The following is a 21,196-nucleotide window of genomic DNA, read 5'->3' as shown; positions in this document are numbered from 1 at the left end:
CCTGGCCGCGTACCGATCAGCCGCCCGAGGAGTTCGTATGGCCGCCACCCCCATCGCCGTCATCACCGGCGCGAGCAGCGGCATCGGCGCCGCGACCGCCAGGCAGCTGGCCGCTGCCGGGTACCGCGTGGTGCTCACCGCGCGCCGTAAGGACCGCATAGAGGCACTGGCCGCCGAGCTCACGGAAGCGGGCCACCAGGCGACGGCCTACGCCCTGGACGTCACCGACCGCGCGGCGGTCGACGAATTCGCCTCCGCGTTCCGGTCGCTGGCCGTCCTGGTCAACAACGCGGGCGGGGCGCTGGGCGCCGACCCCGTCGCCACGGGCGACCCGGCCGACTGGCGTCAGATGTACGAGACCAACGTCATCGGCACCCTGAATGTCACCCAGGCCCTGCTCCCCGCCCTCACCGCGAGCAGGGACGGCACGATCGTGGTCCTGTCCTCCACGGCCGGCCTCTCCACCTACGAGGGCGGCGGCGGTTACGTCGCCGCGAAGCACGGCGAACACGTGCTGGCGGAGACCCTGCGCCTGGAGATCGTCGGCACTCCGGTCCGTGTGATCGAGATCGCGCCCGGCATGGTCAAGACCGAGGAGTTCGCCACCACCCGCTTCCGCGGTGACACCGAGAAGGCCGCCAAGGTCTACGCGGGTGTGGACGCCCCGCTCTCGGCCGACGACGTGGCCGACACGGTCACCTGGGCCGTCACCCGCCCCAGCCACGTCAACATCGACCTCCTGGTGGTCCGCCCCCGCGCCCAGGCCTCCAACTCCAAGGTCCACCGCACCCTCTGAAGGCCGACGGCCGGCCGAACGGGACGCACGCGAGCCCCGGACCCGTCGCTGGGCCCGGGGCTCACGTGCGTCCCGCTCCCGCAGAGGTCGCGAAAGGGCCCCGGGATCCCGGTGCCGGGCCGCGCACACGGCCGGAGCGCACCGGATCGGCCATTCGGCTGCGGTCGCCTCGCGCGCCGTGGCGGACCGCTGTGTCGTTGACACGGAAGCGTGCCCAGGTCCAGGTCATCGGTTCTCCCGGGCGCCCAGTCACCAAGAGGGAAGGCCGGAGCATGCCCGTACACCCCTTGCGCGGATCCATAGCGGGCCGGCGACGTCACACTGCGGCCGTCGCCGCTGTGATGACCTGTTCGGCAGTACTGACCGGGCAGGGCGACGTCGCCGCCGGGGCCCCCACCCCCTCGGTGGCGGTCCCGCGGCTGGACTGGAGGCCCTGCGTGCAGGGCAGTCCCTTCGACTGTGCCACCGCGAAGGTGCCCCTGGACCACAGGCGTCCCGGCGGCCGCACCATCGAGCTGGCCGTGGTCAAACGGAAGGCGGCCGACCCCGGGCGGCGCATCGGCACCCTGTTCTTCAACCCCGGCGGCCCCGGCGGGCCCGGCACGGTCCAGATGCCGCAGAACTACGAGTTCTTCCCACGCGAGGTGCGGGAGCGGTTCGACATCGTCAGCTGGGACCCCCGCGGCATCGGCAGCAGCACCGCGGTCAACTGCTTCGCGAGTCCCGAGGAGGCCGCGGACTGGAGCGCGGGCAAAGCGGCGGGCTTCCCGGTGGGCGAGAAGGAGCGGACGGCCCACACCGACGCGTACGAGGATCTGGTCCGGCGCTGCGAACAGCGGGACCCCGAACTCCTGCGCCACGTGTCGACCGCCGACACCGCCCGCGACCTCGACCACCTCCGCCGGGCGGTGGGCGAGCCGCAGCTCAACTACCTCGGGATCTCCTACGGCACGATCCTGGGCGCCACCTACGCCAACCTCTTCCCCGGCAAGGTCCGGGCCATGGCCCTCGACAGCAACATCGGCCCGGATGCCTGGACGGACGACGCGTCCGACGACACCCGGCTCACGACGTTCCTGCGCATGGGCTCCGACCGCGGCGCCGCCGCGACCCTGGGCACGTTCCTCGACCTGTGCGGTTCCGCGGCCACCACCCGCTGCGCCTTCTCCGCCGGCACCCCGGAAGCCACCCGGGACAAGTTCGGCCGGCTGACCCGGCGCCTCCGCGAGACGCCCGTGGACACGTGGACCTACGCCCGCACGGTCGCCGACGTGGTGAACGGCCTCTACCTCGTCAGCGGGTGGGCGGACCTCGCCGGCAGGCTGCAGGAGCTGTGGCAGGGCCGCGGACCGGAGCAGGCCCCCTTCCCGCCCGCGCCGCCTGTCCCGGAGCCGAATCCGTACCTGGGCGAGGAGCAGGCCGCCGCTGTGCTCTGCGGTGACAGCCCCAATCCGCGCGGTCCCGGCGCCTATCACGCCCTGGAGGAGGCCGGCGCGGCCCGCGCGGGCGACGCCGGACGCTTCTGGACCTGGGCGGCCGCGGGGTGTGCCGCCTGGCCGGCCTCCCCCGGCCGCTACACCGGCCCCTGGAACAGGCCGACCGCGAACCCCGTCCTCGTCGTCGGCACCACCTACGACCCCTCCACCGCCTACCCGAACTCACGGGCCATGGCCGAAGAGCTGGCCGACGCCCGTCTGCTCACCAACGAGGGGTACGGGCACACCGCCCTGCTCAACCCCAGCAGCTGCGTCCAGGACCACGAGAGCCGTTACTTCATCGACGGCACCCTCCCCCCGGCCGGAACGACGTGCCGCCAGGACACGCCCCCCTTCTCCGCCCCCGCCCCCAAGCCGAGTGGCGGCGTGGCCACCGGCGGCGGAGGAACGGCCGGCCCGGTCTCCTGAGGACCGTCGCCCACAGCTCACGGCCCGTCCCGGGCGTGACCCGGACCGCAGCCGGCCCGGGTCACGCCCGGGACGCGCGCGGTGCCGGCCTCAGCCCTTCACACACACGACCTGCTTGAGCTTCGCGACCACCTCGACCAGGTCCCGCTGCTGGTCGATGACCTGCTCGATCGGCTTGTACGCCGCCGGGATCTCGTCCACCACACCGGAGTCCTTGCGGCACTCGACGCCCCGCGTCTGGTCCTCCAGGTCCTGCGTCGAGAACCTCCGCTTGGCCGCGCTCCTGCTCATCCGCCGGCCCGCGCCGTGCGAGGCCGAGTTGAAGGACTTCGCGTTCCCGAGGCCCTTCACGATGTACGACCCGGTCCCCATCGACCCGGGGATGATCCCGAAGTCCCCCGAGCCCGCCCGGATCGCGCCCTTGCGGGTGACCAGCAGGTCCATACCGTCGTACCGCTCCTCCGCCACGTAGTTGTGGTGGCAGGAGATGACCGGCTCGAAGGTGACCATGGCCTTCTTGAACTCCTTCCGGACCACGTCCTGGAAGAGGCCCATCATGATCGCCCGGTTGTACTTGGCGTACTCCTGAGCCCAGAACAGGTCATTGCGGTACGCCGCCATCTGCGGGGTGCCGGCGATGAAGACCGCCAGGTCGCGGTCGACGAGGCCCTGGTTGTGCGGAAGTTTCCGGGCCTGCCCGATGTGGAAGTCGGCGAGCTCCTTGCCGATGTTCCGGGAACCGGAGTGCAGCATCAGCCACACCGATCCGGCCTCATCGAGGCAGAACTCGATGAAGTGATTTCCGCTCCCGAGCGTTCCCATCTGCTTGGTGGCCCGCTCCTGACGGAATCTGACCGCGTCGGCGATCCCGTCGAACCGCGACCAGAAGTCGTCCCAGCCGCTGGTCGGGAAGCCGTGGAGTTTTCCCGGGTCGACCGTGTCGTCGTGCATACCCCGGCCCACCGGAATCGCCTGTTCGATCTTCGACCGGAGCCGCGAGAGGTCTCCCGGCAGGTCGTTGGCCGTGAGCGACGTCTTCACTGCCGACATCCCGCAGCCGATGTCCACACCCACCGCGGCCGGGCAGACCGCGCCGTGCATCGCGATCACCGAGCCGACGGTCGCGCCCTTGCCGAAGTGGACGTCCGGCATGACAGCGAGGCCCTTGATCCAGGGCAGGGTGGACACGTTCCGCAGCTGCTGCATCGCGCCGTCCTCGACCGACGCCGGATCCGCCCACATACGGATGGGAACCTGCGCACCCGGCACCTCTACATACGACATAACTCCTCGATTCCCCCGAAAAAGACTGAAAGCGCAAAACCGGTGCCGAGGTCGGCATAAAGGTCGGCCGACCGGCATTCACAGCGGCGCGTGCGATACACATTGTGTCCATCGGCCGCCATCGAGCGGCAACCTGTTTTCGTACCGAAGGGAGCCTGGGACCGTGCGACACATGGCGTACGTACCCGGCGTCGCGCTTCTCGTGGCGCTCGTCGCCGGCTGCAGCGCCGGCTCCGGCGCCGACGAGCCCGACGCCGACAGCAAGCCCGGCAGCCCGACGGTCACGGCCGCGCCTCCCGGGAAGTACCGGACCTTGCCCGAGTCCTGCCGTGCCGTGCCGCGTTCCACCCTCGAGGACCTGCTGCCCGGCGCCGCCGGGCTGACCGAGGAGCAACGGGAGAAGGTGTACGAGGGCACGGCCACCGTCACCTACGACACCGACCGCAAGGTCGGCTGCCGCTGGAAGTCGGACGCCCCGGACGCCTCCCGGAACCTGTCCATCGACTTCGAGCGCGTCGTGTCGTACGACCCCTCGGTGAGCGACGACGACCGCACCCGGGAGGTGTACGCGAAGAAGCAGGAAGCCGCCGCCCTCCCCACGTCGGCCGGTGTCACCCCCAGCGAGACGCCCAGCGGCTCCGCCTCCGCGTCGGCCGGCAGCACACCGTCCGGCTCCCCCGGCGGCAAGGCCTCCGCCTCGCCCTCCGCCGACCCGTCCGGCAGCACCACCGGCGCCGACCCCGACGAGGACCTCCGGCCGCGGCTGCTCGACGGGCTCGGGGACGCCGCGTTCCTGGACGACGCGCTCACCCGGGCGGGTTCCACCGCACAGCACCGCACCGTGAGCGTGGTCTTCCGCACATCGAACGTCATCGTGACCGTCCAGTACACCGAGCAGCCGGCCCGCGTCACCGAGGTCCCCGACAGCAGGGAACTGCAGGAGAAGGCCCAGGCCCTGGCGCGGAACCTGGCGGACACCCTCAGCGACTGACCGGGGCCCGGCGACCGCCGCCCGGAGGCCCCCGCACTCCCGGGGCCTCCGGCCGAAGGCGGCATCCGGCCGCGGTCCGTCGTACCGTGGCCCCCGGCCGACGTACCACCCGGCCGACGCACCGCACGACCGACGCACCGCCCGACGCACCGCCCGACCGCCCGCACGACCGAGACCGCCGTGCCGTCCGAGTGAAGGAACCATGCACCGATCAGCCCCGCGACTGTCCCGCATACTCGCCTGCGCCGCCGTTCCGGTGATGCTCGTCGTCGCCGGCTGCTCGTCGGACTCCGGCGACGCGAAGGAGCCGGGCTCCTCGGCCTCTCCGAGCGCGAAGAAGTCCGAGCCGGCCGTCGAGCCCGCGAAGTTCGCCACGCTGCCCGACGCCTGCACGTCGATCGGTAAGAAGACGATCGAGGACCTGGTCCCGAAGACCAAGAACAAGGGCGGCGTCCCCAGCAAGTCCAGCAACACGGCGAGCCGCGGCGGCTGTTCCTGGAACGGCCTGGACGACAACGGCGTCAAGGGCTCCCAGTACCGCTGGCTGGACGTCGGCTTCACCCGTTTCGACTCCGACCGGGCCCTGGGCAGCGGTGCCGAGCGTGCGACGGCCGAGTACACGAAGCAGGTCTCCAAGGCCCAGGCGACCGAGGGTGCCGAGAAGGTGTCCGCCAAGCCCGCCACCGGTATCGGTGAGCAGGCGACTTCCGTCACGTACGGCCTCGACAAGTCGAGCGAGGACTTCGAGTACGCCGTCGTCGTGGCCCGCACGGGGAATGTCGTCGTCAGCGTCACCTACAACGGCGCCGGGTTCGCCGGCGCCAAGTCGCCCGCCGCCGCCGACATCCTCAAGGACGCCCAGAAGGCCGCCAAGGAGGCCGTCGCCGCGGTCGGCGCCGAGGGGGGCGGGGCGAAGTCCTCTGCTCCCCCCTCCACCGGGGCATCGTCCTCCCCGTCCGCCGAGGCGTCGGCGAAGACGGCCGCCGAGGCGTCGGGCAAGGCATCCGCGAAGGCCACCGCCAAGTCGTGACCCGCGTCCGGCAGGGGCACGGATCCCCCTGACCGAAGGCGCCTCGGCGGAGCCCGGTACTTCCGCGAGTACCGGGCTCCGCCCCCCTCCCCACGCAGCACACCCGTCCGGCATGTGCCAGGCTGTGCCCGCGCCGGACGCCGAAGTGAAGCCGGTTCATCGAAGTCGGGAGGGGATCGCGGGTGGCCGCAATGCAGCTGACACGCACACACCGCGTACTCATCGGGGTCGTCGTCGCCGGCGCCGTGCTCATCGCCGCGATCGGATTCGCCGGCTCCTACGCCGCCGTCCGCGAACTCGCGGAGGAGAAGGGCTTCGGCCGGTTCTCGGTCGTCTTCCCGATCGGCATCGACGCGGGCATCTGCGTCCTGCTCGCGCTGGACCTCCTGCTGACGTGGATGCGCATCCCCTTCCCGCTGCTGCGTCAGACCGCCTGGCTGCTGACCGCCGCGACGATCGCCTTCAACGGCGCCGCCGCCTGGCCCGACCCGCTGGGCACCGGCATGCACGCGGTGATCCCCGTCCTGTTCGTCGTCGCCGTCGAGGCCGCACGGCACGCCGTGGGCCGGATCGCGGACATCACGGCCGACAAGCACATGGAAGGCGTCCGCCTCACCCGCTGGCTGCTCTCCCCCGTCCCCACCTTCAAGCTGTGGCGCCGGATGAAGCTGTGGGAGCTGCGCAGCTACGAGCAGGTCATCAAGCTCGAACAGGACCGGCTGATCTACCAGGCCCGCCTCCAGGCCCGCTTCGGCCGCAACTGGCGCCGCAAGGCGCCCGTCGAGTCGATGATGCCGCTGCGCCTGGCGAAGTACGGGGTCCCGCTCGCCGAGACCGCCCCGGCGGGCCTCGCCGCCGCGGGCATCGAGCCGGCTCTGCTTCCGCCGGCCCCGGCGGCCGTGGAGACCGAACAGCAGCACCCCCAACTCCCGTACGTCCCACAGCCGCAGAACCAGCAGGAACAGCAGGAACAGCAGCACCCGCGGCAGGAACAGTACGAACCACCCGGCCAGCAGTACCCCCAGGAGGGCCCCCAGGACGACCCCGGTCCGCAGGGCAGCCCCTGGTTCGCTGCCGTCAAGGACCCGGACGACGTGTACGAGGGCGCGTACGACCCGACGTACGACGAGGGCTTGGGCCCCGCCCCGGTGATGGTCCCGTCGGGCCCCGGCCGGTCCCGCCCGCTCGGCGACGTGGGTACGGTCGGTGCCTTCCCGCACCCCCGCACGGCAGAACCGGAACCCGGACAGCCGCAGCAGCAGGACGCTGCCCAGGAGGCCGACCCGGCCGAATGGGCCGAGGACGAGATCGAGTTCAGCGAGATCGCGTACGACGTGTTCACCGCGTACACGCATCAGCACCAGGACTACCCGAGCGCCGAGGTGCTCGACATACACCTCTCGGACGGCCACAACGTCCGGCACCCGCGCAGCGCCGCTCTGCTGCGCAAGCTGCTGCCCGGCTTCAAGCAGCGCTTCAACATGGACGAGGCCGCCGACCACATCGCGTAGGGGCCGGAAGCGGACAGAAGGGAACGGGCGGGCCGCTGAGCGGCCCGCCCGTCCTCACCTCCGTGGGGCTACGCCCCGAGCAGCGTCCGCACCCGGTCCGCCCCGACCGCGAGGAGGAGTGTGGGCAGGCGCGGTCCGGTGTCGCGGCCGACGAGCAGCCGGTACAGCAGCGCGAAGAAGGAGCGCTGGGCCACCTTCAGCTCGGGCGTCGGCCTGGCGTCCGGCGCCAGACCCTCCAGCACCTTCGGCACGCCGTAGACGAGCGTGGTCAGGCCGTCCAGCGACCAGTGCGAGTCGAGCCCTTCCGCCAGCAGCCGCAGCGACTCGCGGCCCTGCTCGTCCAGCGAGCCGAGCAGCTCCTTGTCCGGCTCGTCGCGGACGACGGTGCGGGCCTCGGCCGGCACCTGGGTGCTGATCCAGCTCTCGGCGCGGTCGAGCCGGGGCCGTACCTCGTCGAGCGAGGTCAGCGGGTTCTCCGGGTCGAGCTCGCTGAGGATGCGCAGCGTCTGGTCCTCCGCGCCGGCGGTGATGTCGGCGACCGAGGCGAGCGTGCGGTACGGAAGCGGGCGGGGGGTGCTGGGCAGCTCCCCGGCGGCCGTGCCGACGGCCCGTGCGTAGGCGGCGGCGTCGGCGGGCAGCACCGTGCCGTCGGCCACCTTGCGGGCCAGCGAGTCCCACTCGTCGTACAGCCGCTGGATCTCCTGGTCGAAGGCGATCTTGAAGGACTGGTTCGGCTTGCGGCGTGCGTACAGCCAGCGCAGCAGGGGCGCCTCCATGATCTTCAACGCGTCGGCCGGGGTCGGCACGCCGCCCTTGCTGGAGGACATCTTCGCCATGCCGGAGATCCCGACGAACGCGTACATCGGTCCGATCGGCTGGACGCCGTCGAACACCTCGCGCACGATCTGGCCGCCGACGACGAAGGAGGAGCCCGGCGAGGAGTGGTCCACGCCACTGGGCTCGAAGATCACGCCCTCGTAGGCCCAGCGCATCGGCCAGTCGACCTTCCAGACCAGCTTGCCGCGGTTGAACTCGTTGAGCCGCACCGTCTCGGCGAAACCGCAGGCCGAACAGGTGTAGTTCAGCTCGGTCGTCTCGTCGTCGTAGGAGGTGACGACGGTGAGGTCCTTCTCGCAGTTGCCGCAGTAGGGCTTGTACGGGAAGTAGCCGGCGGAGCCGGAGCTGCCGTCGTCCTCGTCCGCCGCGCCGGAGCCCTCGGCGGCCTCCAGCTCGGCCTCGTCGGCCTTCTTCTGCTGCGGCTTCTTCCCGCCCTTGGCGCCCGCCGCACCGTCCTTCTTGGTGCGGTAGCGGTCCAGGACGGCATCGATGTCGGCCCGGTGCCTCATCGCGTGCAGGACCTGCTCGCGATAGGTGCCCGCCAGGTACTGCTCGGTCTGGCTGATGCCGTCGTACTCGACGCCGAGCTCGTCCAGCGCCGCGGTCATCGCGGCCTTGAAGTGCTCGGCCCAGTTCGGGTACGCCGACCCGGCCGGGGCGGGCACCGAGGTCAGCGGCTTGCCGATGTGCGCCTGCCAGGAGTCGTCGACGCCCTCGACGCCGTTCGGCACCTTGCGGTAGCGGTCGTAGTCGTCCCAGGAGATCAGGTGGCGCACGGTGTGACCGCGGCGGCGGATCTCGTCCGCGACCAGGTGCGGGGTCATGACCTCGCGCAGGTTCCCCAGGTGGATCGGGCCCGACGGGGAGAGGCCGGACGCGACGACGACCGGTTTGCCAGGCGCACGTCGCTCCGATTCGGCGATGACATCGTCCGCGAAGCGGGAGACCCAGTCGGTCTCGGTGCTGCTCTGACTCGAAGCCACGGTCGGCACGTCCTTCTCTCGTGTAGGACTCGTAGGGGCGTCCCCCGGCAGGGGCACACCCATTCTCCCAGGTACCACCCGCAGCGCGAAAACGGCTTTACGCCCCGTGGGATACTGGAGTGATCCTTTGTCTCCTACGGAAACGGCAGCCGGCTCATGGCTTCGGTCCCTTCCCTCGCTTCCACGCTCCAGCAGCAGCTGGCGGACGCCCTGACGGCAGCGCTGCCGGAAGCCGGCACCGCGGACCCGCTGCTGCGCCGAAGCGACCGGGCCGACTTCCAGGCCAACGGCATCCTCGCGCTCGCCAAGAAGCTCAAGGGCAACCCGCGCGAGCTGGCCTCCCAGGTCACCGCGGCCCTTCCGGCGGGTGAGCTGATCAAGGACATCGAGGTGTCCGGGCCCGGCTTCCTGAACGTCACGCTCACCGACCGGGCGATCATCGGCACGCTCGCCGCGCGGGCGGCCGACGGCGACCGGCTCGGCGTCCCGCCGAAGACCGCCCCCGGCACGACCGTGATCGACTACGCCCAGCCGAACGTGGCCAAGGAGATGCACGTCGGCCACCTGCGGTCGGCGGTCATCGGTGACGCGATGGTCCAGATCCTGGAGTTCACCGGGGAGCACGTCGTCCGGCGCCACCACATCGGCGACTGGGGCACCCAGTTCGGCATGCTCATCCAGTACCTCCTCGAGCACCCGGACGAGCTGAAGCACGAAGGCGACAAGGCCGACGGCGAGGCGGCGATGTCGTCGCTGAACCGCGTCTACAAGGCGTCACGGGTCCTTTTCGACTCCGACGAGGAGTTCAAGGCGCGCGCCCGTGACCGGGTGGTGGCCCTCCAGGCCGGCGACCCGGAGACCCTGGCGCACTGGCAGCGCTTCGTCGACGAGTCGAAGATCTACTTCTACTCCGTCTTCGACAAGCTCGACATGCGGATCGACGATCCCGACATCGTCGGCGAGTCCGGATACAACGACATGCTCGAGGAGACCTGCCGGATCCTGGAGGAGACGGGTGTCGCCGTCCGCTCCGAGGGTGCGCTGTGCGTGTTCTTCGACGACGTGAAGGGCCCGGACGGCAACCCGGTCCCGCTGATCGTCAAGAAGACCAACGGCGGCTACGGCTACGCGGCCACCGACCTCTCCGCGATCCGCAACCGCGTCCAGGACCTCGAGGCCGACACGTTGCTGTACGTGGTGGACGCCCGGCAGTCCCTGCACTTCAAGATGGTCTTCGAGACGGCCAGGCGTGCCGGCTGGCTGAACGACGAGGTCAAGGCGCACCAGCTGGCCTTCGGCACGGTCCTCGGCAAGGACGGCAAGCCGTTCAAGACCCGTGAGGGCACCACCGTCCGGCTGGAGGACCTGCTGGACGAGGCGGTCGAGCGGGCCACCGCGGTGGTCCGGGAGAAGGCCGGGAAGGTGGGCCTGTCCGAGGAGGAGATCGTCGGGAACGGCCGGTACGTCGGCGTCGGCGCCGTGAAGTACGCCGACCTGTCGACGTCCGCCGTGCGGGACTACAAGTTCGACCTGGACCAGATGGTGTCGCTCAACGGCGACACCTCGGTCTACCTCCAGTACGCCTACGCACGCATCCGCTCCATCCTGCGCAAGGCGGGCGACGCGAAGCCCGCCGCGCACCCGGAGCTGGAGCTGGCCCCGGCCGAGCGCGCCCTGGGCCTGCACCTGGACCAGTTCGGCGCGGTCCTGGACGAGGTCGCCGAGGGGTACGAGCCGCACAAGCTGGCCGCGTACCTCTACCAGCTGGCCTCGCACCTGACCACGTTCTACGACCAGTGCCAGGTGCTGAGCGACGAGAACGCCCCGGAGGTCGTCGAGAACCGGCTGTTCCTCGTCGAGCTCACCGCCCGCACCCTGCACCAGGGCATGAAGCTGCTCGGTATCAGGACACCCGAGCGCCTCTGACCCCTGGCTCCTCGGCAGCCGCACGGGCCCGGCCCGGATCGCGTGATCCCGGCCGGGCCCGCGTGTGTTCCGCCGGCTCAGCCGAAGGCGGCGGCGAGCGCGCCGGCTTCGTAGGAACCGCCCTTCTGGTGCAGGATCACGGCGAGCCGGTTGGCCGCGTTGATCAGGGCGACCAGGGAGACCAGTGCGGCGATCTGGTCGTCGTCGTAGTGCGTGCGCACCTGGGCCCAGGTCCCGTCGCACACGCCGTCGTGGGCGTCGGCGAGCCGGGTGCCCTCCTCGGCGAGCGCCAGCGCGGCCCGCTCGGCCTCGGTGAACACGGTGGACTCGCGCCAGGCGGCGACCAGATGCAGCCGGACCGCGGTCTCACCGGCCGCCGCCGCCTCCTTGACGTGCATGTCGATGCAATGGCCGCAGCCGTTGATCTGGCTGGCGCGGAGCGACACCAGCTCCTGGGTGGACTTCGGCAGCGTCGACTGCTGGAGCAGCAGACTCATGCCGGCGAACCGCTTGGCGAACCTGATGCCGGTCTCGTTCTCGAACAAGGTGAACCGTGCGTCCATGACATCGTCCTCACTCGTGGTGGTGCCGTCGCACCGGACACACACCAGATGCCGGGCGCCCGCGCCCCGTGACAGGGTGACGGCGTGACGTGCGTCACCTCTCGCGGGTGTCACGGAGCGGCGATGACCGGCGTCTTGTGCGCATGGCACCTTCGACAGCGAACGGGCAGGAGCCGCCGGTGAAGAGCGAGCGCACGCACACCGAGGGCAGACCTGGGCAGCTCACCGGCGACGGCCGCCCGGACGCCGCCACCGAGACGTTCGTCGCCCACCGCAACCTGCTGTTCACCGTCGCCTACGAAATGCTCGGCTCGGCTGCCGACGCGGAGGACGTCCTGCAGGAGGCCTGGCTGCGGTGGTCGGACGTCGATCTCGGGAGGGTACGGGACCGGCGTGCGTATCTGGTCCGGATCACCACGCGCCAGGCGCTGACCCGGCTGCGCACGCTCGGCCGCCGCAAGGAGTCCTACGTCGGCACCTGGCTGCCCGAGCCGTTGCTCACCGCACCCGATGTGGCCGAGGACGTCGAGCTGGCCGACAGCGTCTCGATGGCGATGCTGCTGGTGATGGAGACCCTCACGCCGAGCGAGCGGGCGGTGTTCGTGCTGCGCGAGGTGTTCGCCTTCGCCTACGAGGAGATCGCCGAAGCCATCGGCAAGAGCCCTGCCGCGGTCCGCCAGCTCGCCCACCGGGCACGGTCCCACGTCACGGCGCGCCGGCCGCGCGGCACCGCCTCCCCGGCCGAGGTCCGAAAAGCGCTCGACGCGTTCGGGCGGGCGGTCGAGACCGGTGATCTCCAGGGCCTGCTCGACATCCTCGCTCCGGATGCCGTCCTCATGGGCGACGGCGGCGGGATCAGGCCGGTCGTCCCCAGGCCTGTCGTGGGGGCCGACAAGGTGGCCCGGCTGTTGATCGGCGGGCTGGGCAGGACCACCGCGCCGTCGTTCCGGCCGGCCCAGGTCAACGCGTGGCCCGCGCTCGTCCTCCAGCTCGACGGTGCCCTCGACACCGTCATGGCGGTGCGCGTCGACCACGGCCTCATCACCGGGCTCTACGCCGTACGCAACCCCGAGAAACTGTCACGCATGCAGGAGGAGACCGCACTGCGCCGCTGAGACCGGGCCCGGGGCCCGGGCGGTCAGGCCGCTCGTACGGACCGGCCGGCCGCGGTCGTCGAGAACCGGCTGTTCCCCCTCGTCCCCACCACCCGCGGTCCGGAGCACGGCACGAGGTTGCTCGACACCGGTACGCCCGGGTGGCTCCGGCCGCCCGCGCACGGACGAAGGCCCCGCATCACACCTCTTCGGTGGGGTGCACGGCCGTCCTCCGCGTACCTGCGACGCGCGGGCGCCGGGCGCCGTGAAACCCGTCGGACGAGAGCGGTTTTCGGCCAGCCGGGGCACTGACGGGGCTGTCCTGTCCGGCAGTTGATCAATAGCCTGGTGCGGTAGATCAGCTGCTGATCCGAGGGAGCCCCATGTCCACCCTGCAGCACGTGCCCGACATTCTTTCGCCCGAGTTCGCAGCGGACCCCTATGCGGCCTACCGTGCGATGCGCGACACCGCGCCCCTCTTCTGGCACGAAGCCACACGGAGTTACATCATCTCGCGCTACGAGGACGTCGCACGCGTCTTCAAGGACAGGAACAGCGAGTTCACCACCGACAACTACGACTGGCAGATCGAGCCCGTGCACGGGAAGACGATCCTCCAGCTCAGCGGCCGTGACCACGCCGTGCGCCGCGCCCTCGTCGCCCCCGCGTTCCGCGGCAGCGACCTGCGGGAGAAGTTCCTGCCGGTCATCGAGCGCAACTCGCGCGAACTCGTCGACACCTTCCGGCACACCGGTTCCGCCGACCTGGTCGCCGACTACGCCACCCGTTTCCCGGTCAACGTGATCGCCGACATGCTGGGTCTCGACAAGGCCGACCACACCCGCTTCCACGGCTGGTACACGGCTGTCATCGCCTTCCTCGGCAATCTCTCGGGCGACCCCGCCGTGGCCTCGGCGGGTGAACGCACCCGCGTGGAGTTCGCCGAGTACATGCTGCCGATCATCCGTGAACGCCGTGAGAACCCGGGCGACGACCTGCTCTCCACTCTGTGCGCCGCCGAGGTCGACGGTGTGCGGATGAGCGACGAGGACATCAAGGCGTTCTGCAGCCTGCTGCTCGCCGCCGGCGGCGAGACCACCGACAAGGCGATCGCCGGCATCTTCACGAACCTGCTGCTCCACCCCGACCAGCTCGCCGCCGTCCGCGCGGACCGCAGCCTGATCCCGCAGGCCTTCGCCGAGACCCTGCGCTACACCCCGCCGGTCCACATGATCATGCGTCAGACCGCGACCGAGGTGACGCTCAGCAGCGGCACCATTCCCCCGGGCGCCACCGTCACCTGTCTGATCGGCGCGGCCAACCGGGACGAGAACCGCTACCTCGACCCCGACCGGTTCGACATCTTCCGCGACGACCTCACCACCACGACCGCCTTCTCCGCCGCCGCCGACCATCTGGCCTTCGCGCTCGGCCGCCATTTCTGTGTCGGCGCCCTGCTCGCCAAGTCCGAGGTCGAGATCGGTGTCGATCATCTGCTCGACGCCATGCCCGACGCGCGTCTCGCCGACGGCTTCGCCCCCGTCGAGGAGGGTGTCTTCACCCGTGGGCCGCAGTCCCTGCCGGTGCGGTTCACCCCCGTGACCGCCTGAGCCGCGCCACGCCGAGGTGGTGGGCCCCCTGCCGAGGGCCCACGTGCCCGGCCTACTGCACCACCGGCGTGAACTGCACCGGGAGCGCTGTCAGCCCGCGCATCCAGATCGACGGACGCCAGGCCAGTTCCTCCGGCTCCACTGCCAGAACCAGGTCCGGCAGCCGGTCCAGCAGCGTCTCGACCGCCGTCCGGGCCATCACGTCCGCCAGCAGCGGGGCCGGGTAGGGGCAGCGGTGCTCACCGTTGCTGAACGACAGGTGCGCGGCGTTCTCCGCGCCCACGTGCGCCTCCGGCCAGATCTGCGGATCGGTGTTGGCCCCGGCCAGCCCCAGCACCAGGCAGTCCCCGGCCCGGATCTGCCGCCCGCCGAGCTGGGTGTCCCGCGCGGCCCAGCGGCCGATGAAATTCTGCGTCGGCGTGTCCAGCCACAGCGTCTCGTTGAGCGCCTCACCCACGCTGAGCCGGCCGCCCGACACGTTCAGGGCGAAGCGTTCGTCCGTCAGCAGCAGTCGCAGAGTGTTGCAGATCCAGTTCGCCGTCGGCTGCTGGGCGGCGGCGATCACCGAGGTCAGGTCCTGGACGACCTCCTCGTCCGTCAGCCCCGCCGGATTCATCAGCATGTGCGAGGTGATGTCCGGGCCGGGGCTGGCCCGCTTGTCCTTCACCAGCTGCCGCAGCCGCTCGCCCACGCGCGCGTACGCCGCCACCGGGTCGTCGCCCTCCGCCGCGTCCAGCGAGATCCGCAGGTCGTCGACGAGCTGCAGGGTGTCCGCGCCCGAGAGGGGCATCCCGCACATCTGCACCACGGCCCGCATCGGCAGGGCATGCGCGAAACCGGACATCAGCTCCGCCCTGCCGCTGCCCGCGAATTCGGCGATGAGCAGGTCGGCGATCACCTGGCATTCACGGGCCAGCTCGAACTGGTCGACCTCCTCCAGTGCCTGGGTGATCACCCCGCTCCGCCGCCGGTGCTCGTCACCCTCGGTGAACAGCACCGAGGGCTGGTATCCGACGAACGGCATCAGCGGCCAGTCCGCCGGGATGTTCTCCCACTGGTGCCAGCGCCGGGAATCCCGGGCGAACAGCTCGTCATGGTCGGTCACGTACATGACCTCGGAATAACCGAGCACCAGCCAGGCCGGGATGTCCCCGTCGAGAAGCACCGGCGCCACCGCGCCGTGTTCCCGGCGCAGCGCGCGGTACAGCTGCGACGGGCTCTGCTGGTATGCGAGCCCTCCCAGGCGCAATGCGTCGGTGGCGTGGGCGGGACAGCCCGACGGAGCCGGGTGCGCGGTAGAGGAACCGGGGTCGGTCACGGTGTCGCCTCCTGAGCCATGGCCAGTTCGTAGAGGTGGTCCACGAGGGTGATCAGCACGTTCTTGCCGGACTCCCTGACCCGCGCGTCGCAGTCGATCATCGGTACGCGCTCGGGCAGTGCGAGCGCCTGCCGGATCTCGTCCAGGGAGTGCCGGACGGTGTCGTCGTCGAAGCGGTTGACGGCCACCACGAACGGCGTCCGGTGGTGCTCCAGCCGGTCTATCGCGTACCAGGAGTCGTCCATCCGGCGCGTGTCCACGAGCACCACCGCGCCCAGGGTGCCGGAGAAGAGCCTGTCCCACAGGAACCAGAAACGTTCCTGGCCCGGTGCGCCGAACATGTACAGCACCATGCGTTCGTTGAGACTGATCCGCCCGAAGTCGAACGCCACCGTCGTGGTCGTCTTCGCCGACACGCCTCCGGTCTCGTCGACGCCGACGCCCGCCTGCGTCATCACCTCTTCGGTGTTCAGCGGCCGGATCTCGCTCACCGAGCGGACCAGGGTCGTCTTGCCGACACCGAATCCGCCGACGACGACGATCTTCAGCCCGGTCTCCGCCGCGTCGGCCAGGGGCGTGCGGTGGGAGGGCAGTTCAGAGGTTGCGGAGCCCATGGAGCACCTCCTTCAGAAGGTCGGAATCGGGGAGCGAGGCGGCGGACCGTACCGCAGGCGGGTGGCGGGCGGTGATGCGGCCCGTGTCGAGCAGGTCGCCGAGCAGGATCCGCACCACCGTGATCGGCAGTTTCAGTTCCGCGGCGATCTCGACCACCGCCGTCGGGTGCTCGCACAACTCCAGCGTCCGGGCGTGCTCCGACTGCATTCCCGGCGCGGGCCGGCACTCGCTGACGACGAGGGTGACCAGGTCGAAGAAGTCGTCGGCGCGGCTCCGCCCGCCCGTGACCGTGTACAGCCGGTGGGGGTCGCCGGTGTCCACGGGCTTGCGTATCACGAGGCGGGGCTTTCTCGGACGAACTGCCGGGGCTCGGCTCGCAGGTGCTCGCCGATCTGCTCGACCAGCTCCGTCATCTGGTGCCCCACCACGCCGGGGTCGGCGTCGTCCTCCGCGATGACCGCGAGGTGTGCCCCTTCCCCGGCTCCCACGATGAACAGCAGACCGCCGTGGAACTCGGTCATGGAGTGCCGGACGCCGCCGGTGCCGTCACCGAACTCCATGGACGCCCCGTGGGCGAGGGCCTGGATGCCGGAACATATCGCCGCCAGCTGGTCGGCCCGGTCGAGCGTCAGGTGCTCGGTCCAGCACAGCTTCAGGCCGTCCCTCGACAGGACCAGGGCGTGCCGGGTGCCGGGTGTGCGCTCCACAAGGCTCTGCAGGAGCCAGGTGAGGGTGTTGTCGGTGGTCTGCATGCTGGGTGACGGGACGGTGGTGCCCGGCTGACCGGTCACCGGCCCGTTCCTCCAATCTCACGAACTCGAGCGGGGGAGTGTGCGTCCAGGGCCCCGGACGCACCACGGGAAGCGCGTCGGGCTACGGGGCGGCCGGCGGTTCGGACCCGGGCCGGGCGCCGGGGCCGGTGGTGCCGCTTCCGGACCGTCGTCCGCGGTGGAAGGCACCGAACCGCGAACCCGCGTCCCGTTCCTGGCGTTGCTGCTGCGGACCGCTGTCCGCCGCTTCGGACGCCAGCCGGCGCTGCTCGCGCTCCTGCTCCGCCTCGGCCATGGTGCGGCCGGGGGGACGGACCGGAAGTCCGTTCGGCGTGGAGCGGGCAGGTCGCCGGTCCCACCCCTGTTCGGGCAGCTCCGGCCGGGCGGCGGGACGCTCCGCGACGGCGGGGTACGGGACGACGCCGGTCGCCGGAGCCGGGGGCGGGGGCGGCGTGGGGGCGGGAGGTGCCGCGGGGGCGGGAGGTGCCGCGGGGGCGGGAGGTGCCGCGGGGGCGGGGGACGGCGTGGGGGCGGGGGACGGCGTGGGGGCGGCCGCGACGGCCGGGCGGCGGGACACCTCGTGCGGTGCCGGGTCACGCTGCTGAGCGAGCAGCTGCGGGGGCAGCAGGACGACGACGCCCGTACCACCGTGTGAAGAGGGACGGTAGTTGACGCTGATGCCGTGCTTCACCGCGAGTCGCCCGACCACGGTGAGACCGAGCCTGGTGCCCTGGAGCGACGCGAGGTCGGTCGTGCGGCCGGCCACGGCCTCCTCGGCACGGCGCATCGCCGCACCGGCCATCTTCAGACCGCTGTCCTCGATGATGACGACGATGCCCGCGCTGCGCTGCTCGACGTAGACGTTCACCACGTCGATGGGCGGGGAGAAGTTCGCCGCGTTGTCCATCAGTTCGGCGAGCAGGTGCATGACGCCTTCGGCGGCGAAGCCGGCGATCGCGGCGTTGGTCGAGCAGTGCAGTCGCACCCGCTGGTAGGCGGCGATGCGGCCGACGGCGCCGCGCAGGATGCTTTCCATCACGATCGGCTTGTTCCAGGCACGGCTGGACCGGCCGCCCATGAGCAGCGCCAGCCGGTCGGTCATCAGGCCGAGCTGGGAGGTGCTGTGGTCCAGTTTCAGCAGGTCGCCGAAGACCTCCTCGCCGTGACGTTCCTGCATCTCCCGCAGGTCGGCGAGCATGCTGACGGCCTTGGCCTGGACGCGGCCCAGCGCCTTGGCCGAGGCGGCCTGCGCCGCGGCGGCCCGCCGCTCGCTCCGGGCGAGTTCACGGACGAACAATTCGGTCGGGGTGCGGATCAGGGGCTGCTGCGGCAGGTCGAGTCCGGCGAGCACCGTGGCGGCCGACCGGCCCTCGTGCAGTTGGGCGACCGCCGCGGGCAGCGTCCCCCGCGTGAGCTGTTCCAGCTCGGTGGCCATCTGGTTCAGCTCGTGCCGGGCCTGCCGGCGCTCGTTGTCCAGCGCGACCGCGCGGTGCGCGCCCTCCTCGAGGGCGGTGGCGAAGGTGTGCGCGAGCCGGCGCAGCTGCGGATCGGCCGGCTCGGGAGCGCTGTCCAGCGCCCCGGCGGCGCTCACGCCGTCCTGCAGCCGCTTGGCCACGGCGGGCAGCGTCACGTTGACCAGGTGCGCGCTCTCTGCCGACAGCCGTGCCGCCTGCGCCTTGAGACCGCCGATCTCCACATCCTGCGCCGCGACTGTGCGCCCGGCCCGCTGAACGAGCCGGCGGCCGGCGAGGACGGCGACGGCCACACACACCCAGGCGGCCGCTGTCACGCTCAAGGTCCAGGTACGGGCGTCGGACGGCGCCAGGGCGACCGCCACGCCGGCGGCCACAGCGGTCACCGCCAGCGCGGTCAAGGGGACGGCCGACGAGGTGTGCGGCACCCTCGGCGATCGGTGTTGGCTGGGCGCTGCAGGCACTGGCATTCCGCGGTCCCTCGGTCCGTAAAAACAGGAGAAACGGGACGGCCGACACACGACGACCGCAGGTCGTGAAGGCCGTCGTCGAAGGGGACGGTGATCTTCCAACCGAGTACTGGCTCATGCTAACCATCAAGCAAGGCAAGAAAATATGACTGACTGCGCAGTCAGCTCATGACCCAAATTTGGCGCGAATCCCGCACTCGCGGAAACCGCCGTGGTAAACGGCGCACCATTCACCGCCCGTCACAGCCAGATGCGCAGATTTGGAAAAGATGGGGAGTCAATATGGCGGAGGCGCTCACCCTTTAACGCATCAACACCTCACGCCATCCAGCAGTTTTCAGCCAGCTCAACCACCGGCGGCCTGTGAGTGAGACGCCCAAAAGTCCGATACCGGACGGCTCGAAGCATCACGCCGCATGTGACCGGCGAACGGACGGGCCGCTACGTCGTCCCCTCCGTCACTGCTCCCGCAGCTTCCACTGCGCCGTGTCCCACTGATAGGAGTACGACGGCCGGGCGGAGAGACTGCTCGTACGGAAGGGCCGGCCCCCGTCGTCGATGCGCAGCACCCCGCTCTGCCCGGCACTGGTCCACTGCAGTTCCAGGTACCAGGCCACGTCGTGTTCCTCCACGTGGGCGTCGATGCGGAACACCTCCACGTCCGTGGAGCTCACCTGGTACGGGAATGAAGTCGCCGGGATCACCGTGTCGCCCTGTTTCCCGGCGACGGGCTTCGCCAGGGGCAAGCCGTCGTCGAGGTCGATCGCGAAGGACTGCGGGGTGATTCCGCTCCCGCACCCCTCGCCCATCGAATACGCGCTCCAGTCGAGCGCCGGGTTCCGGCCTACGACGCGGACGTTCAGTTCCTTCAGCACGACGGCCGCGGACGAAAGGCCCTGGACGGTGACTTCCAGCTTCAGGTCTCCACCGTCCACCCCGCCGCGCGCCCGCGCCCAGCTCCGCGAGTCCTGCGGGTCCGGGGGCTCCGGGACGTCGTCCGGGTCCTGGTGGAGCAGGTAGTACTGCCCGCAGGGCGATTCCCAGTTGTATGAACTGATGGTCGCGCTCACGGGTACGGCGCTGCCACTCACCGGCCCTTTGGGGGACGGCGAGGGCTTGGCGGTGGGGCCGCTCCCCGCCGGCGCCGACGCACTGGCGCCGGCGGACGCCGACGCCGACGCACTGGCGCTCCTGCTCGGCTTCATGGTCCCGTGCCCGCTCACCCGGCCGCTGGGAACGGCCTGCACGTGACTGGGCGCCGCGTCCGTCCGCCGGTCGCCGTCAGCCGGCCCGTCGTCGCCGAGGGCGCGCACGGCGAGGGCCGCGGGTACGGTGAGAGCCACGACCGCCACCGCGGTGAGCAGGACGCGCAGCCGCCTGGTGGTACGCCGGCGAGGAGGGGGAACGCCGTCGGGCCGGGCCCCGTCAGGCGTCACGTCCTCCGTCACCGCTTCCGGCACGGGTCCCCCCGCAGGCTCCGCCACTGACCCGGTCACGGCCTCCGCCACGGGTCCCGCAGCAGGCTCCGTTCCTGTCTCCGCTTTCGTCCGCGATTCTGCTTCCGCTTCGGCCTGGTCAGGCGCGGCGGGCGCGGGAACGGCGGTCTCAGGCGCGTCGGGCCCGGGAGCGGTGGCGCCCCCACCCGCCTCCGGTTTCCGCGCTCCACGTCGCTTCGCCTCGTCGGCCAGGATCCACTTCCGGTGCAGGGCCATCAGCTCGTCGGAGGACGCCCGGCACACCCGCGCGAAGCGCTCGACGGGCGCGTAGTCGTGGGGGACGGCGTCACCGTTGCAGTAGCGGTGCACGGTCGAGGTACTCATGTGCAACTTCCGGGCGAGCGCCCCGTAGCTGAGCCCGGACCGCTCCTTCAGCCCCCTGAGCAGTTCCGCGAAGTCCTGGATCTCTGTACCCACCCCGACCGTTCCCTTCCGTTCCTTCCCGGAACGGCGTCCCAGGGAAGTGGCGTTCGCGCAGGTCAGAGTGCATGCGAGCGTTCCAGCGTCCCGTATGGCCCGGCAACCG

General features: G+C 71.0%; 17 protein-coding genes. 8 read left to right on the top strand and 9 right to left on the bottom strand.

What is annotated here, in order from left to right; translation table 11 throughout:
- Positions 1–37 precede the first annotated feature (37 nt).
- Both ACF1FZ_RS12315 and ACF1FZ_RS12310 read left to right on the top strand, forming a co-directional pair.
- Entirely contained in the window at positions 38–796 is a 759-nt protein-coding gene (locus tag ACF1FZ_RS12315) for an SDR family NAD(P)-dependent oxidoreductase (protein WP_391773304.1), read from the top strand.
- A gap of 272 nt (positions 797–1,068) precedes the next feature.
- A complete protein-coding gene (locus ACF1FZ_RS12310) occupies positions 1,069–2,700 on the top strand; it encodes an alpha/beta hydrolase (protein WP_391773303.1) in 1,632 nt (543 codons plus the stop codon).
- Between the two features lie 90 nt (positions 2,701–2,790).
- Here the strand turns inward: ACF1FZ_RS12310 and ACF1FZ_RS12305 are convergent, their stop codons facing one another.
- Positions 2,791–3,984, bottom strand: a complete 1,194-nt coding sequence (locus ACF1FZ_RS12305) for an RtcB family protein (protein WP_391773302.1) — start codon at positions 3,982–3,984, stop codon at positions 2,791–2,793.
- Positions 3,985–4,156: 172 nt separating this feature from the next.
- Here ACF1FZ_RS12305 and ACF1FZ_RS12300 point away from each other — a divergent pair, with 172 nt between their 5' ends.
- The 3 genes from ACF1FZ_RS12300 to ACF1FZ_RS12290 all read left to right on the top strand — a co-directional run bounded on the left by ACF1FZ_RS12300 (position 4,157) and on the right by ACF1FZ_RS12290 (position 7,516).
- Complete coding sequence (locus ACF1FZ_RS12300; protein ID WP_391773301.1) at positions 4,157–4,975, top strand: DUF3558 domain-containing protein; 819 nt, start codon at positions 4,157–4,159, stop codon at positions 4,973–4,975.
- Positions 4,976–5,177: 202 nt separating this feature from the next.
- On the top strand, positions 5,178–6,005 hold the full coding sequence (locus tag ACF1FZ_RS12295; protein WP_391773300.1) for a DUF3558 domain-containing protein: 828 nt from the start codon (positions 5,178–5,180) through the stop codon (positions 6,003–6,005).
- A 182-nt stretch (positions 6,006–6,187) separates the two neighbouring features.
- A complete protein-coding gene (locus ACF1FZ_RS12290; protein ID WP_391773299.1) occupies positions 6,188–7,516 on the top strand; it encodes a DUF2637 domain-containing protein in 1,329 nt (442 codons plus the stop codon).
- 68 nt (positions 7,517–7,584) lie between these two features.
- Here ACF1FZ_RS12290 and lysS read toward each other — a convergent pair whose 3' ends face one another.
- Entirely contained in the window at positions 7,585–9,345 is a 1,761-nt protein-coding gene (gene lysS, locus ACF1FZ_RS12285) for a lysine--tRNA ligase (protein WP_391773298.1), read from the bottom strand.
- A gap of 147 nt (positions 9,346–9,492) precedes the next feature.
- Here lysS and argS point away from each other — a divergent pair, with 147 nt between their 5' ends.
- Positions 9,493–11,262, top strand: a complete 1,770-nt coding sequence (gene argS, locus ACF1FZ_RS12280) for an arginine--tRNA ligase (RefSeq protein ID WP_391773297.1) — start codon at positions 9,493–9,495, stop codon at positions 11,260–11,262.
- A gap of 77 nt (positions 11,263–11,339) precedes the next feature.
- On the opposite strand, the gene ACF1FZ_RS12275 is transcribed toward argS, so the two are convergent.
- Positions 11,340–11,825 (bottom strand): carboxymuconolactone decarboxylase family protein, encoded by a 486-nt coding sequence (locus tag ACF1FZ_RS12275; RefSeq protein ID WP_391773296.1) that lies wholly within the window; start codon positions 11,823–11,825, stop codon positions 11,340–11,342.
- 143 nt (positions 11,826–11,968) lie between these two features.
- On the opposite strand from ACF1FZ_RS12275, the gene ACF1FZ_RS12270 reads away from it, so the two are divergent.
- Together ACF1FZ_RS12270 and ACF1FZ_RS12265 are read left to right on the top strand one after the other, a co-directional pair.
- A complete protein-coding gene (locus ACF1FZ_RS12270) occupies positions 11,969–12,940 on the top strand; it encodes an RNA polymerase sigma-70 factor (RefSeq protein WP_391773295.1) in 972 nt (323 codons plus the stop codon).
- 362 nt (positions 12,941–13,302) lie between these two features.
- Positions 13,303–14,529 (top strand): cytochrome P450, encoded by a 1,227-nt coding sequence (locus ACF1FZ_RS12265; protein ID WP_391773294.1) that lies wholly within the window; start codon positions 13,303–13,305, stop codon positions 14,527–14,529.
- A 52-nt stretch (positions 14,530–14,581) separates the two neighbouring features.
- On the opposite strand, the gene ACF1FZ_RS12260 is transcribed toward ACF1FZ_RS12265, so the two are convergent.
- The 6 genes from ACF1FZ_RS12260 to ACF1FZ_RS12235 all read right to left on the bottom strand — a co-directional run bounded on the left by ACF1FZ_RS12260 (position 14,582) and on the right by ACF1FZ_RS12235 (position 21,087).
- On the bottom strand, positions 14,582–15,847 hold the full coding sequence (locus ACF1FZ_RS12260) for a cytochrome P450 (protein ID WP_391773293.1): 1,266 nt from the start codon (positions 15,845–15,847) through the stop codon (positions 14,582–14,584).
- Positions 15,844–16,461: an ATP/GTP-binding protein gene (locus ACF1FZ_RS12255; RefSeq protein ID WP_391773292.1), complete on the bottom strand. Its 618-nt coding sequence runs from the start codon at positions 16,459–16,461 to the stop codon at positions 15,844–15,846. Before ACF1FZ_RS12255 ends, ACF1FZ_RS12260 begins: the two co-directional genes overlap by 4 nt.
- Entirely contained in the window at positions 16,442–16,798 is a 357-nt protein-coding gene (locus tag ACF1FZ_RS12250; RefSeq protein WP_391773291.1) for a DUF742 domain-containing protein, read from the bottom strand. Before ACF1FZ_RS12250 ends, ACF1FZ_RS12255 begins: the two co-directional genes overlap by 20 nt.
- Positions 16,795–17,214: a roadblock/LC7 domain-containing protein gene (locus ACF1FZ_RS12245; protein WP_391773542.1), complete on the bottom strand. Its 420-nt coding sequence runs from the start codon at positions 17,212–17,214 to the stop codon at positions 16,795–16,797. Before ACF1FZ_RS12245 ends, ACF1FZ_RS12250 begins: the two co-directional genes overlap by 4 nt.
- A gap of 121 nt (positions 17,215–17,335) precedes the next feature.
- Positions 17,336–19,174, bottom strand: coding sequence for an ATP-binding protein (locus ACF1FZ_RS12240; RefSeq protein WP_391773290.1), 1,839 nt, complete (start codon positions 19,172–19,174; stop codon positions 17,336–17,338).
- A gap of 458 nt (positions 19,175–19,632) precedes the next feature.
- Positions 19,633–21,087 carry a helix-turn-helix domain-containing protein gene (locus ACF1FZ_RS12235; protein WP_391773289.1) on the bottom strand — a complete coding sequence of 485 codons (1,455 nt, stop codon included), beginning with the start codon at positions 21,085–21,087 and terminating at the stop codon, positions 19,633–19,635.
- Positions 21,088–21,196: the final 109 nt, after the last annotated feature.

Origin of the sequence: Streptomyces sp. NPDC014623 (genome assembly GCF_043088245.1) — a bacterium.
Classification (GTDB): Bacteria; Actinomycetota; Actinomycetes; order Streptomycetales; family Streptomycetaceae; genus Streptomyces.
Note: the sequence above shows the minus strand (reverse complement) of the source record. Positions and strands in the feature narration are given on the sequence as shown.

Excerpts from the sequence above, each read along its gene's own strand:
- ACF1FZ_RS12315 (WP_391773304.1), top strand. The coding sequence starts at position 38 with ATGGCCGCCACCCCCATCGCCGTCATCACCGGCGCGAGCAGCGGCATC.
- ACF1FZ_RS12310 (WP_391773303.1), top strand. The coding sequence starts at position 1,069 with ATGCCCGTACACCCCTTGCGCGGATCCATAGCGGGCCGGCGACGTCAC.
- ACF1FZ_RS12305 (WP_391773302.1), bottom strand. The coding sequence starts at position 3,984 with ATGTCGTATGTAGAGGTGCCGGGTGCGCAGGTTCCCATCCGTATGTGG.
- ACF1FZ_RS12300 (WP_391773301.1), top strand. The coding sequence starts at position 4,157 with ATGGCGTACGTACCCGGCGTCGCGCTTCTCGTGGCGCTCGTCGCCGGC.
- ACF1FZ_RS12295 (WP_391773300.1), top strand. The coding sequence starts at position 5,178 with ATGCACCGATCAGCCCCGCGACTGTCCCGCATACTCGCCTGCGCCGCC.
- argS (WP_391773297.1), top strand. The coding sequence starts at position 9,493 with ATGGCTTCGGTCCCTTCCCTCGCTTCCACGCTCCAGCAGCAGCTGGCG.
- ACF1FZ_RS12275 (WP_391773296.1), bottom strand. The coding sequence starts at position 11,825 with ATGGACGCACGGTTCACCTTGTTCGAGAACGAGACCGGCATCAGGTTC.
- ACF1FZ_RS12270 (WP_391773295.1), top strand. The coding sequence starts at position 11,969 with ATGGCACCTTCGACAGCGAACGGGCAGGAGCCGCCGGTGAAGAGCGAG.
- ACF1FZ_RS12265 (WP_391773294.1), top strand. The coding sequence starts at position 13,303 with ATGTCCACCCTGCAGCACGTGCCCGACATTCTTTCGCCCGAGTTCGCA.
- ACF1FZ_RS12255 (WP_391773292.1), bottom strand. The coding sequence starts at position 16,461 with ATGGGCTCCGCAACCTCTGAACTGCCCTCCCACCGCACGCCCCTGGCC.
- ACF1FZ_RS12245 (WP_391773542.1), bottom strand. The coding sequence starts at position 17,214 with ATGCAGACCACCGACAACACCCTCACCTGGCTCCTGCAGAGCCTTGTG.
- ACF1FZ_RS12240 (WP_391773290.1), bottom strand. The coding sequence starts at position 19,174 with ATGCCAGTGCCTGCAGCGCCCAGCCAACACCGATCGCCGAGGGTGCCG.